The organism is Paracoccus liaowanqingii, from assembly GCF_004683865.2.
GTDB lineage: Bacteria > Pseudomonadota > Alphaproteobacteria > Rhodobacterales > Rhodobacteraceae > Paracoccus > Paracoccus liaowanqingii.
On sequence record NZ_CP038439.1, the window covers coordinates 2,346,885 to 2,358,737 of the forward strand.

An 11,853-nucleotide genomic window follows, 5' to 3' on the forward strand; every position below is an offset into this window, starting at 1 on the left:
GGTCAGTCCTCGTAGATCATCCGGACGCTCATCCCGCCATCGACGACGAAGCGCTGCCCGGTGACGAACCCCGCCTCGTCCGAGGCGAGCCAAGCCACCAGCCCGGCGATATCCTCGACCCGGCCGACACGGCCCACCGGGTGCTGGTCCCGGTCGCGGTCGGAATGCGCCGACGCGCTGCGGTTTGCAGATTTCTGCCACGGTCCGGTCTCGATCCAGCCGGGCAGGATGCAGTTCGCGCGCACCTCGGGGCCCAGACTGACCGCCAGCGCATGGGTCATCGCGACCAGCGCGCCCTTGGCGGCGGCATAGGCCTCGCAATCGGGTTCCGATTGCAACGCGCGGGTCGAGGCCATGGTGACGATGCTGCCCCTGGCCTGCCGCAGCAGCGGCAGCAGGGCGCGGATGGTCAGGAAGGCGCCCGTCACGTGGCTGTCCTGCCAACGGCGCCAGTCGGCCAGCGACAGATCCTCCAGCGGTCCACTGACCGGATCCGAGATCCCGGCATTGGACACCAGCAGATCCAGACCCTGCGGCCCGATCCAGTCCGCGACGGCACGGGCGGCCTTGGCCACCTGCCCCTCGTCCCCGACATCGACCGCGTGGCACAGAAGGTCGGCATCGCCGGCCTGCATCTCGTCCAGCGCCTCGCGGTCCAGATCAAGGACAGCGACCCGCCAACCGTCGCCTCGCAGGCGCAAGACGATGCCACGGCCGATGCCTTGGGCACCGCCGGTGACGAGGGCGGTTTTCATGGAGGGAATACCTTGGCAGGGCCGCCCCCGGACAGGGGCGGCGGGGATCACTTGACCAGCGTCAGGCGGCGCGAATTGGCCCGGGTGCGGCGGCCATAGGGGCGCATGCCCGCGGACAGCATCCGTTCGGTGCTGTGGCCACGCATGCCCGCGCTGGCCATCGCGAACATCGCCTCGGACGCGGCAGCCTGTTTTTCCGCGATCATGCGGAACGGCTCTCCGGGGGACTGGGTGATCAGGCCCATCATGCCGGCCATCCGCATGCCGATGACCATCTGCGCCTCGATCGCCATGCGCGAGAACTGGGTCACCAGACGAATCTGTGAAGCAGGAAGAATCATGGGGTTCATCGGAAAGCCTACTTTCTGGCGCATACACGTTTATCGCGCGATGTATCCAGCATGCCGCTGCAGCTGTCTTCTGACAACAAAAACGTTGCAGCAGAGTTCCGGAAATCGGCCCGAGGCAACTTGGCAATTCGCCCCTGCCATGTATAGAGGCAGGCTCATGACCCAGACCCTGACCCTCCGCCGCCCGGACGACTGGCACCTGCACCTGCGCGACGGCGCGATGCTGGCGGCCGTCGCCCCGCAGTCCGCAGGCTTCGGCCGCGCGATCATCATGCCGAACCTGGTGCCTCCGGTCACGACCGGCGCGCAGGCCGCGGCCTATCGCGACCGCATCCGCGCCGCCCTGCCGCCGGGGGCCGCGCTGGACCCGCAGATGACGCTGTACCTGACCGACACGACGGAGGCGGCGGACGTGATCGCGGCCTTCGATGCCGGCATCATCCGGGCGGTCAAGCTGTACCCGGCGGGCGCCACCACGAACAGCGCCTCGGGCGTGACCGATGTCGACCGCGTCCGCCCGGTGCTGGAGGCGATGGCGCATTCGGGCGTGACGCTCTGCGTGCATGGCGAGGTGACCGACCCGGCCATCGACATCTTCGACCGAGAGGCCGTGTTCATCGACACCGTCCTGGACCCGCTGCGCCGCAAGGTGCCGGGCCTGCGGGTGGTGATGGAACATATCACCACCGCCGAAGGCGTGGCCTATGCCCGCGCGGGCGGCGAGGATCTGGCCGCGACGATCACGACGCATCACCTGGTCATCAACCGCAATGCGATCCTGGCGGGCGGCATCCGGCCCCATTACTACTGCCTGCCCGTCGCCAAGCGCGAATCCCACCGGCTGGCCCTGCGCGCGGCCGCGACCTCGGGCGAGGCGACGTTCTTCCTGGGCACCGACAGCGCCCCCCATACCGATGCCGCGAAACTGCAGCCCTGCGGCTGCGCCGGCTGCTTCACCGCGCCCAACACCCTGTCGATCCTGGCGCAGGTGTTCCAGGATGACGGCGCGCTGGACCGGCTAGAGGCCTTCGCCAGCCTGAACGGCGCCGCCTTCTATCGCCTGCCTCCGAACGAGGACCGAGTCACCCTGACCCGCCGCGACACGCCCGTCGCCTATCCCACCCAGATCACCGCGGGCGACGAGACGGTCACCGTCTTCGACCCCGGTTTCCCCCTGCACTGGCATCCGGAGGACGCATGAGCCTGACCTTCCCCGCGCGCGACGAGATCGCCCGCCTGACCGCCCGGACGCTGCTGGAGATCAAGGCGGTCGACTTCAACGCCGCCCAGCCCTTCACCTATGCCTCGGGCCTCAAGGGTCCGACCTATGTGGATTGCCGCCGCATCATCAGCTTTCCCCGGGTCCGGGCGACCCTGATGGACTTCATGGCCGCGACCGTCATGCGCGACGCGGGCTTCGAGGCCTTCGACAACGTGGCGGGCGGCGAGACGGCGGGCATCCCCTTCGGCGCGCTGATGGCCGAACGGCTCGGCCTGCCGATGACCTATGTGCGCAAGAAGCCCAAGGGCTATGGCCGCAACGCCCGGATCGAGGGCGTGATGACCGAGGGCCAGCGGGTTCTGCTGGTCGAGGATCTGACCACCGATGGCGGCAGCAAGCTGTCCTTCGTCGATGCGATCCGCGAGACTGGGGCGACCTGCGCCCATACGGCGGTCATCTTCTACTACGGGATCTTCCCCGAGACCGTGCAGCGGCTGGCCGATCACGGCGTGGCGCTGCATCATCTCTGCACCTGGTGGGACGTGCTGGCCGAGGCCCGCGCGCAGGGCAGCTTCGACGCCGCGACCCTGGCCGAAGTCGAAGCCTTCCTGACCGATCCCCGGGCATGGCAGGCGGCAAACGGCTGAGGCCCGCTTATCCACAGCCTGTCCACAGATCCATGCACCGAAAACCGGACCCCGACGATTTCACCGCCCGGGCCTTTGCGCTAGACTGGCCCGAACCACAAGAAAGACAGGCAGCGACATGAGCGGATTGCGCGTGATCATCCCCGGCCAGGCCGAGGGCGCCGAGGACAAGCAGGCCATCCCCTTCTCGCTGGAGGCCGAACAGCAGCTTCTGGGCGCTTTGCTGACCAATAACGACGTCTTCGACCGGGTCAGCCAGATCATCAAGGCCGATCATTTCTATCACCCGGTCCATGCCCGCATCTTCGACATCTGCGCCGAACGCATCCGCCGCAACGCGCTGGCCAGCCCGGTCACGATCAAGGCCTTTCTGGACAATGATGACGGCCTGAAAGAGCTGGGCGGCCCCGCCTATCTGGCCCGCATGGCGGCCTCGGCGATCAGCGCCTATGCCGCGCGCGACTATGCCCAGATGATCCGCGAATTCGCCCTGCGGCGCGAGTTGATGATGCTGGGTCAGGACATCTCGGCCCGCGCCTCGTCGGTCGAGGTCGGCGACGATGCCGAGGAACAGATCAAGGCTGCCGAACAGACGCTCTACAAGCTGGGCGAGGCCGGCACGGCGGAGCGCGGCTTCCAGAGCTTCCTCAAGGCCGTCACCGGCGCCGTGCAGGTCGCCAATGCCGCCTATCAGCGCGATGGCAAGCTGTCGGGCATCTCGACCGGCCTCATCGACCTGGACGGCAAGATGGGCGGGTTGAACAATTCCGACCTGATCATCCTGGCCGGGCGCCCCTCGATGGGCAAGACGGCGCTGGCCACCAACATCGCCTTCAACATCGCCAAATGCCACAAGCTGGGCGAAAAGCCCGACGGCACGCAAGGGTCGGTCGAAGGCGGCGTCGTGGGCTTCTTCAGCCTCGAGATGTCGGCCGAACAGCTGGCCGCCCGCATCCTGTCCGAGGCCGCCGAAGTGCCAAGCGAACGCATCCGTTCGGGCAATATGGACGAGGGCGAGTTCCGCCGCTTCGTCGAGGCCGCGCATGCGCTGCAGAACTGCCCGCTCTTCATCGACGACACGCCGGCCCTGCCGATCAACCAGCTGGCCGCCCGGGCGCGCAAACTCAAGCGGACCCACGGTCTGGATGTGCTGATCGTCGACTACCTGCAGCTGCTGAAGGCCGCCACCGCCAAGGACAGCCGCGTGAACGAGGTCAGCGAGATCACCCAGGGGCTCAAGGCCGTCGCCAAGGAGCTGAACATCCCCGTCATCGCCCTGTCGCAGCTGTCGCGCCAGGTCGAGAACCGCGAGGACAAGCGCCCGCAGCTCAGCGACCTGCGCGAATCCGGCTCGATCGAGCAGGACGCCGACATCGTGATGTTCGTCTTCCGCGAGGAATACTACAAGGAACGCGAGAAGCCCTCGGACAGCGACCTGGACGCCATGGCCCGCTGGCAGCAGGTGATGGAGAATGTCCATGGCAAGGCCGAGGTGATCCTGGGCAAGCAGCGCCACGGCCCCATCGGCACGGTGGAACTGGCCTTCGAGGGCCAGTTCACCCGCTTCGGCAACCTCGCCCGCGACCGCCAGACCCAGTGGGACTGAGCCTGCCCGTCCCGGTCGCTACGATCGGGCTCCTGCTGGCCTCGAACGTCTTCATGACCATCGCGTGGTACGGTCATCTCAAGTTCAAGACGGCGCCGCTGGTCACGGTGATCTTCATCAGCTGGGGCATCGCCTTCTTTGAATACCTGATGCAGGTCCCCGCCAACCGCATGGGCTACGGGTATTTCAGCGCCGCCCAGCTGAAGACGATCCAGGAGGTCATCAGCCTCTCGGTCTTCGCGATCTTCTCCTGGATCTATCTGGGCGAAAAACTCGGCTGGCAGCATGGCGTCGGCTTCTCGCTGATCTGCCTCGGCGCCTGGTTCATCTTCCACGACTTCGGCTGACCGCCCGCAGCCCGCCCCTTTCATCTTGGCCCAAATATCCCCGCCGGAGGCCCTTCCTTCGACACCTCAGGCCAACACCCGTTCCCGGCCGCGGGGGGGCGCGGGGGGCCGGCCCCCCGCCGTCGCGGGACGCAAATCCTCGGCCCGCTCTGGCGCCCCGCCCGGCCGCGCGCTAAGCACGGATCGCGGGCCATTCTGCAGATCATGCAAACCTCCCGCCGACAGGAGGTCTGATGCTGCGCACCCCGCCCCACATGCTGACACTGGTGGCCCTTTCCGGCGTCTCGGCCCTGTCGATGAACGTGTTCCTGCCCTCGCTGCCCGGCATGGCCCGGGATTTCGACGTCGAGTACGGGGTGATGCAGCTTTCGGTCTCGGCCTATATCGGCGCCAGCGCGGTGCTGCAGCTTCTGGGCGGCCCGCTCAGCGACCGGTTCGGGCGCAGGCCCGTGGTCATCTGGGGGCTGATCGGCTTCCTCTTCGCCACCATCGGCACGCTTCTGGCCACGACCGCGACCACCTTCCTGATCTTCCGCCTGCTGCAATCGGTCATCACCGTCTGTATGCTGGTGCCCCGCGCCGTGGTGCGCGACCTCTACGAGGGCGACCAGGCGGCCTCGATGCTGGGCTATGTCACCATGGGCATGGCGGTGGTGCCGATGATGGCCCCGGTCTTCGGCGGCGTGCTGGACGAGGCCTTCGGCTGGCAGGCCAATTTCGCGGTCATGGGCCTGCTGGGTCTGGCGGTGCTGGTACTGGCCTGGCGCGACATGGGCGAGACCGTGCGCGGCGGCGGGCTGGCGCTGCACCTGCAATGGGCGAACTATCCAATCCTCGCGCGCTCGCACCGCTTCTGGGGCTATTGCCTGGCGGCCACGCTCTCCTCGGGGGCGTTCTTCGCCTATCTGGGCGGCGCGCCCTTCGTGGGCGAGCAGATCTTCGGCCTGACGCCCGCGCAGGTGGGCTACTGGTTCGCCGCCCCCTCGATCGGCTACATCACCGGCAATTTCCTGTCGGCACGCTTCTCGCCCAGGCTGGGGCTGAACCTGATGATCCTGATGGGCGCGGTCATCTGCACCGCCGCGCTGACGCTGGCGCTGGCCGTCGATCTGGCGGGCCATATCCGCCCGCTGGCCTTCTTCGGCGCCATCGCGGTCATGGGCCTGGGCAACGGCATGGTCCTGCCCAATGCCAATGCCGGGATGATGAGCGTGCGGCCCGAACTGGCGGGCACAGCCTCGGGCCTGGGCGGCGCGCTGGCGGTGGGCGGCGGGGCGGCGCTGTCGGCGCTGGCCGGCACGCTGCTGCAGCCGGGCAGCGGGGCCACGCCGCTTCTGGCGATCATGGCGGCCTCGGCCCTGGGCTCGCTGGTGGCGATCGGATGGGTCTACCGCCGCGAATCGCATCTGGTCGGCGCGGCCTGACCCTCTTGCCCGACAGGCTTTGCAACGGCTAGGACTTGGTTTGCAAAGAACGGGGGGCACCATGGCCACGCAGAAGATCTATGCCGGCAGCGCGCTGCGCGAGACCCGGTCCCGCGCCGTCCTGACGCAGCGCCGCTTCGCCGAGAAGCTGGGCGTGTCCCTGCCCTATCTCTCGCAGATGGAGAACAACCACCGCCCCATCAGCGCGGGCGTGCTGTTGCGCCTGGCGCAGGAATTCGGCACCGACCTGACCACGCTGGCGGCGGGCGACGCCGAACGCATGGTCATCGACATGCAGGAGGCGCTGGCCGATCCACTCTTCGACGGCACCCCGCCGCTGGCCGACCTGCGGCTGGCCGCCACCAATGCCCCGGTGTTGGCCCGCGCCTTCCTGGACCTCTACCGCGCCCATCGCGAGGGGCAGGAGCGTCTGGCCGCGCTGGACGAGGCCATCGGCGCGGCCAGCCAGAACAGCCTGTCCACCCCGTGGGAGGAGGTGCGCGACTTCTTCCACTATTGCGACAACTACATCGACGCGGTGGACCGCGCCGCCGAACGCTTCGCCTGCCCCGACGGGCGGCGCGGCGATCCCTGGCAGCTGGCCACCGCCGCGCTGGCCGAACGCGGCATCCGCGTGCAACTGACCGAACTGCCCGCGGCCTCGGTCTTTCGCCGCGACGGCGACCGCCTGCTGGTCAACGACACCGCCGAGGCGCCCACGCGGGCCTTCCAGCTGCTGCATCTGGTGGCGCTGGAGCATCAGGGCGACCTGCTGGAGGCGACGCTGGATCTGGCCCGCTTCCGCAGCCCCACCGCCCGGCAGATCGCCCGGCTCGGGCTGGCCAACTATTTCGCCGGGGCCGCGCTCATGCCCTATCGCCCCTTCCTGGCCGCCGCCTTGGCCGAGCGTCACGACCTGGAACGGCTGGCCCATCTGTTCGGCGCCTCGCTGGAACAGGTGGCGCACCGGCTGTCGACCCTGCAGCGTCCCGGCGCCAAGGGGGTGCCGCTGTTCTTCGTGCGCGTCGATCAGGCGGGCACCATCACCAAGCGCCATTCCGCCACCCGGCTGCAATTCGCGCGCTTCGGCGGCGCCTGCCCGCTGTGGAACGTGCACCAGGCCTTCGAGCAGCCGGGCCGCTTCCTGCGCCAGCTGGCCGAGACGCCCGACGGGGTGCGCTATCTGCTGCTGGCGCGCGACGTGTCGAAACATGCGGGCGCCTTCAATGCCCCGGTGCGCCGTTTCGCGATCGGTCTGGGGGTCGAGGTGACCCATGCGACCGGCATGGTCTATGCCGACGGGCTGGACCTGACCCGCCCCCGGGCCTTCGAGCCGATCGGAATCTCGTGCCGGATCTGCCCGCGCCGCGACTGCCACCAGCGATCCGTGCCGCCGATCGACCGCGCGCTGCGGATTCCGCAGGATCGCAACGGGCCGCTCCCCTATGAAATTGCGTAACTAATTACAAACGGTTCATTTAATTCGGCGGTTCCTTGCCGAGAAAGGCAGGGTTCCGCCAACGCGCGGAACCGGGCCCGCGGGCATGTTGCCAACTGGGCACGGCTGCTGTTTACCGATGGGCGTACGGAACCAACGCGCCACCGACCCAGAAACAGGCGTGCTTTCGGGGGACAATATCGGACAATGACGGTGATGGATCGACTGAACGCGTCGCTTGAAAAGTGGCTGCCCGAGCAACGGCTTTTCCTTCGGTCCGACGACACCACGCGCTTTGTCCGCCTGCGCCCCCTCACCCAGGCCGTCGGCATCAGCGGCATCACCCTGATCTTCGGCTGGACGCTGGTCGCCAGCTCGTTCTTGGTGATCGATGCGGTGGGTTCCGGCCAGTCCCGCGACCAGATCCAGCGCAGCCAAGCCGCCTTCGAGGAGCGCCTGGAGCTGCTGCAGGCCGAACGCGACGCCCGCGCGGCCGAGGCGCTGGCCGCGCAGTCCCGCTTCGCCGTCGCGCTGGAGCAGGTGTCGCAGATGCAGACCCAGCTTCTGTCCTCGGAGGAAAGCCGCCGCGAGATGGAGACGGGCCTGGCCGCCGTCCAGTCGACCCTGCGCGACACACTGGCCGATCGCGACCCGGTCCTGGCCACGGCCGCCCCCGATGCCCCCGACCGGGCCGAGGAGTTTTCGGTCGCGCTGGACATCCTGTCGGGCGAATTGCGCAGCGCCGCCGACCAGCGTGTGGAGGCCGAACATGACGCCGAATCCGCCCGCCTGACCGCGCAGGAGCTGACCGTCGAGCGCGACCAGATCCTGGCCCGCAACGACGAGATCCTGTCGCAGCTGGAAAGCGCCGTGACCGTCTCCGTGGCGCCCCTGGACGAGGTCTTCCGCAATGTCGGCATGAACCCCGACGACGTGCTGCGCACCATCCGCAGCGGCTATTCGGGCCAGGGCGGTCCGCTGACTCCGATGTCCTATTCGACCCGCGGCAATGCCGCGCTGAGCGAGGGCGAGACGAAGGCCCGGCAGATCATCGTGACGCTGGACCAGATGAACACCTACCGCATCGCCATCGAGAAGCTGCCGCTGGCGATGCCCGTCACGCAGAACTTCCGCTATACCTCGGGCTTCGGGCGCCGGTGGGGCCGCATGCACCAGGGCATCGACATGGCCGGTCCCGTGGGCACGCCGATCCACACCACGGGCGACGGCGTCGTGACCTTCGCGGGCCGCAGCGGCGCCTATGGCAACCTCATAAAGATCAGCCACGAACTGGGCACCGAGACCCGCTATGCCCACCTGAACCGCATCCATGTGAAAGTTGGCGATCGGGTGTCGCAAGGAGAGCGGATCGGTGATATGGGGAATACCGGACGTTCGACCGGACCGCACCTGCATTACGAGGTGCGCATGAACGGTCGGGCCGTGGACCCGATGAGCTTCATCAAGGCAGCAGACAATGTTCAGTAAGACCCGCGTGACCGAGACCCGACCCGCCCAGACCCCCGCCGCGCCCGCCGACGCCCCCGCAGCCGCGCCAGACCGCAGCGCCGAGATGCAGCCCGCGCCCGCCGCGGCCGCGCCCCGCGCCCGCGTCTCTCCCTCGGTCCTGTCCCCGGACCTGACGGTGACGGGCAACATCAAGACGCAGGGCGACATCACCATCGAAGGCACGGTCGAGGGCGACATCCGCGCCCATCAGCTGACCATCGGCGAGACGGCCACCATCAAGGGCGAGATCGTCGGCGACGACGTGATCGTGCATGGCCGCGTCGTGGGCCGCGTGCGCGGCCTCAAGGTCCGCCTGACCGCCTCGGCCCGGGTCGAGGGCGACATCATCCACAAGACCATCGCCATCGAATCGGGCGCCCATTTCGAGGGTTCGGTCCAGCGTCAGGAAGACCCGCTCAGCAATGGCGGTACCAAGAAGCTGGCCCCGCCGATGGTCGACTGACCGGCCCCACCCTCGCGCTGATCAGGTCCGCCCCGGCGGGCCTTTTTCATGCGCGCGCGTCAGCCGTAGCTGCGGCGCAGCGCCTCGGCGATGGGGGGTGTCACGAACTTCGACACGTCGCCGCCAAGCCGCGCGATCTCCTTGACCAGCTTGGAGGCGATGGCCTGCCGCCGGGCATCGGCCATCATGAATACCGTCTCGATGCTGCTGTCCAGCGCGCGGTTCATGCCGACCATCTGGAACTCGTATTCGAAATCGGCCACCGCGCGCAGCCCGCGCACGATGATGCTGGCCCCCACGTCGCGGGCGCAGTCGATCAGCAGGTTCTCGAACGGATGGACGACGATCTCGCCGCCGGTCGTGGCGACGATGGCATCGCATTCCGCCTGCACCATCGCCACGCGGGCCTCCAGATCGAACAGAGGGCCCTTGTCGCGGTTGATCGCCACCCCGATGACCAGCCGGTCGACCAGCGCCATGGCGCGCTGGATGATGTCGATATGGCCAAGCGTGATCGGATCGAACGTGCCGGGATAAAGGCCGATGCGCATGAAGATCGCGTCCTTGGGTCAGGGTCCTGTTGCCACAGGCAAAGCGCATTTTCGCCGCGATTGCAAGGTTGTGACCGACCGCGACCCCGCGTCACGCGCCCATGATCATGCCCGTCAGCGCCTCGCGTTCGGCCGCCAGTTCCTTCAGGCGCCCGCTGACCGCATCCCCGATCGAGATCACGCCCAGCATGTCGCCCTGCTCGTCCACCACCGGCATGTGGCGGAACCGGCCCTCGGTCATCCGCTCCAAGATGGTCAGCGCGTCCTCTCCGGTGGTGCAGGTCTGCACTTGGGTCGTCATCACCCCGCCGATGGGCTTGGACAGCACATCGACGCCGTGCTTGCCCAGCTGCCGCACGATGTCGCGCTCCGACAGGATGCCGTCGGGACGCCGCCCGTCCTGCGACACGACCACCGCGCCGATGCGCTTTTCCGCCAGGATCCGGGCCGCCTCGCCAAGCGTGATGTCCGGGGTGATCGTCACGATCGACCCGGAATCGATCCACGGCTTGGCGGTATCCGATTTCATCGACAACAGATGCTTGACCAGCATGATGGGCCCCTTCGGCTTGGATCCCAACATCATTTTCGCCGAATCGTCCCGCGTCAAGTCCCACGAACGGGGCACGGTCCCAGCAGCCCCTCGAGGCGCAGCACTTCGGCACGGATGCCCTGCGCCAAGGCGTCGGCCAGAAGGCTGAGGCGGCGCGAGGCCCGGTCGTCGGCATGCCGGATCAGCCAGAAGCTGCGCCGCAGCGCGATGCGGTCGGTCAGGATCCGCTGCAGCCCCGGCGCGAAGGGGATGGCAAAGTCGTGCACGATCCCCAACCCCGCCCCGGCCCGCACCGCCTGCATCTGCACCGCCACGGAATTCGAGCTGATCTGCGCCACCTCCATCCCGGTCGCGGACAGATAGTCCAGCTCGCGGTCGAAGATCATGTCGGGGATATAGCTGATCATCCGGTGCCCCTTCAGATCGGCCAGATCGCGCAGCGGCGGATGGCGCGCCAGATAGTCCCGATGCCCGGCCAGATGCAGCTGGTAATCCACCAGCCGCTGCACCATCAGCCGCCCGGTATCCGGCGGCGACACCGCAATCGCCATGTCGGCCTCGCGCCGCGTCAGGTTCACCACCCGCGGCAGGGCGACGATCTGCACCTCCAGCCCCGGATGGGCGTCGCACAGGTCGCGCGCCACCTGCGGCAGCAGGTAGTTCGCGCAGCCGTCCGGCGCCCCGATGCGCAGCTGCCCGGTGATCCCCGCCTCGGCCCGCACCGCCTCGGACGCGGCGGTCGCGGCCAGTTCGGCGGCCTCGGACGGGGCCACCAGCCGCGCGCCCTCGGCGGTCAGGGCATAGCCCTGCGGCGTCTTGAGGAACAGCGCCGCCCCCACCGCCGCCTCCAGCCGCGCGATGCGCCGCCCCACGGTCGAGGCGTCCATGGCCAGCCGCCGCCCCGCCCCCGACAGGCTCTCCGTCCGCGCCACCGCCAGAAAGATGCGCAGGTCGTCCCAGTCCATCGCGCCCCCTTTGCAGAACCGCA

13 protein-coding genes are annotated in these 11,853 nt (G+C 68.3%); 8 read left to right on the forward strand and 5 right to left on the reverse strand.

Features of this window, described 5'->3' with window-relative positions:
* Positions 1-2 precede the first annotated feature (2 nt).
* Positions 3-755: an SDR family oxidoreductase gene (locus tag E4191_RS11295; RefSeq protein WP_135313492.1), complete on the reverse strand. Its 753-nt coding sequence runs from the start codon at positions 753-755 to the stop codon at positions 3-5.
* Between the two features lie 47 nt (positions 756-802).
* The gene (locus tag E4191_RS11300) at positions 803-1,066 is read right to left on the reverse strand and encodes an antibiotic ABC transporter (protein WP_228461263.1); all 264 of its coding nucleotides are present in this window, start codon (positions 1,064-1,066) and stop codon (positions 803-805) included.
* Positions 1,067-1,262: 196 nt separating this feature from the next.
* Between E4191_RS11300 and pyrC the strand changes: the two genes are divergently transcribed.
* The 8 genes from pyrC to E4191_RS11340 all read left to right on the forward strand — a co-directional run bounded on the left by pyrC (position 1,263) and on the right by E4191_RS11340 (position 9,761).
* On the forward strand, positions 1,263-2,306 hold the full coding sequence (gene pyrC / locus E4191_RS11305; RefSeq protein WP_135313494.1) for a dihydroorotase: 1,044 nt from the start codon (positions 1,263-1,265) through the stop codon (positions 2,304-2,306).
* Positions 2,303-2,974, forward strand: a complete 672-nt coding sequence (locus tag E4191_RS11310; RefSeq protein WP_135313495.1) for an orotate phosphoribosyltransferase — start codon at positions 2,303-2,305, stop codon at positions 2,972-2,974. Before pyrC ends, E4191_RS11310 begins: the two co-directional genes overlap by 4 nt.
* A gap of 118 nt (positions 2,975-3,092) precedes the next feature.
* Positions 3,093-4,580, forward strand: coding sequence for a replicative DNA helicase (locus tag E4191_RS11315; protein WP_135313496.1), 1,488 nt, complete (start codon positions 3,093-3,095; stop codon positions 4,578-4,580).
* Positions 4,577-4,927: a DMT family protein gene (locus E4191_RS11320; protein WP_135314443.1), complete on the forward strand. Its 351-nt coding sequence runs from the start codon at positions 4,577-4,579 to the stop codon at positions 4,925-4,927. Before E4191_RS11315 ends, E4191_RS11320 begins: the two co-directional genes overlap by 4 nt.
* A 233-nt stretch (positions 4,928-5,160) precedes the next feature.
* Positions 5,161-6,351 (forward strand): multidrug effflux MFS transporter, encoded by a 1,191-nt coding sequence (locus E4191_RS11325; protein ID WP_135313497.1) that lies wholly within the window; start codon positions 5,161-5,163, stop codon positions 6,349-6,351.
* Between the two features lie 61 nt (positions 6,352-6,412).
* Positions 6,413-7,810, forward strand: coding sequence for a helix-turn-helix domain-containing protein (locus E4191_RS11330; protein ID WP_135313498.1), 1,398 nt, complete (start codon positions 6,413-6,415; stop codon positions 7,808-7,810).
* 195 nt (positions 7,811-8,005) lie between these two features.
* A complete protein-coding gene (locus E4191_RS11335) occupies positions 8,006-9,277 on the forward strand; it encodes a DUF5930 domain-containing protein (RefSeq protein ID WP_228461265.1) in 1,272 nt (423 codons plus the stop codon).
* Positions 9,267-9,761, forward strand: coding sequence for a bactofilin family protein (locus E4191_RS11340; RefSeq protein WP_135313500.1), 495 nt, complete (start codon positions 9,267-9,269; stop codon positions 9,759-9,761). Before E4191_RS11335 ends, E4191_RS11340 begins: the two co-directional genes overlap by 11 nt.
* Positions 9,762-9,820: 59 nt before the next feature.
* Here the strand turns inward: E4191_RS11340 and coaD are convergent, their stop codons facing one another.
* The 3 genes from coaD to E4191_RS11355 form a co-directional block, all read right to left on the reverse strand.
* Complete coding sequence (coaD, locus tag E4191_RS11345; protein WP_135313501.1) at positions 9,821-10,312, reverse strand: pantetheine-phosphate adenylyltransferase; 492 nt, start codon at positions 10,310-10,312, stop codon at positions 9,821-9,823.
* Positions 10,313-10,403: 91 nt separating this feature from the next.
* Positions 10,404-10,865, reverse strand: a complete 462-nt coding sequence (locus tag E4191_RS11350) for a CBS domain-containing protein (protein ID WP_135313502.1) — start codon at positions 10,863-10,865, stop codon at positions 10,404-10,406.
* A 53-nt stretch (positions 10,866-10,918) separates the two neighbouring features.
* A complete protein-coding gene (locus tag E4191_RS11355; protein ID WP_135313503.1) occupies positions 10,919-11,830 on the reverse strand; it encodes a LysR family transcriptional regulator in 912 nt (303 codons plus the stop codon).
* Positions 11,831-11,853 lie beyond the last annotated feature (23 nt).

Coding starts and splice junctions, on each gene's coding strand:
- E4191_RS11350 (WP_135313502.1), bottom strand. CDS start 10,865: ATGCTGGTCAAGCATCTGTTGTCGATGAAATCGGATACCGCCAAGCCG.
- E4191_RS11310 (WP_135313495.1), top strand. CDS start 2,303: ATGAGCCTGACCTTCCCCGCGCGCGACGAGATCGCCCGCCTGACCGCC.
- pyrC (WP_135313494.1), top strand. CDS start 1,263: ATGACCCAGACCCTGACCCTCCGCCGCCCGGACGACTGGCACCTGCAC.
- E4191_RS11315 (WP_135313496.1), top strand. CDS start 3,093: ATGAGCGGATTGCGCGTGATCATCCCCGGCCAGGCCGAGGGCGCCGAG.
- E4191_RS11335 (WP_228461265.1), top strand. CDS start 8,006: ATGGATCGACTGAACGCGTCGCTTGAAAAGTGGCTGCCCGAGCAACGG.
- E4191_RS11295 (WP_135313492.1), bottom strand. CDS start 755: ATGAAAACCGCCCTCGTCACCGGCGGTGCCCAAGGCATCGGCCGTGGC.
- E4191_RS11325 (WP_135313497.1), top strand. CDS start 5,161: ATGCTGCGCACCCCGCCCCACATGCTGACACTGGTGGCCCTTTCCGGC.
- E4191_RS11355 (WP_135313503.1), bottom strand. CDS start 11,830: ATGGACTGGGACGACCTGCGCATCTTTCTGGCGGTGGCGCGGACGGAG.
- E4191_RS11340 (WP_135313500.1), top strand. CDS start 9,267: ATGTTCAGTAAGACCCGCGTGACCGAGACCCGACCCGCCCAGACCCCC.
- E4191_RS11330 (WP_135313498.1), top strand. CDS start 6,413: ATGGCCACGCAGAAGATCTATGCCGGCAGCGCGCTGCGCGAGACCCGG.
- coaD (WP_135313501.1), bottom strand. CDS start 10,312: ATGCGCATCGGCCTTTATCCCGGCACGTTCGATCCGATCACGCTTGGC.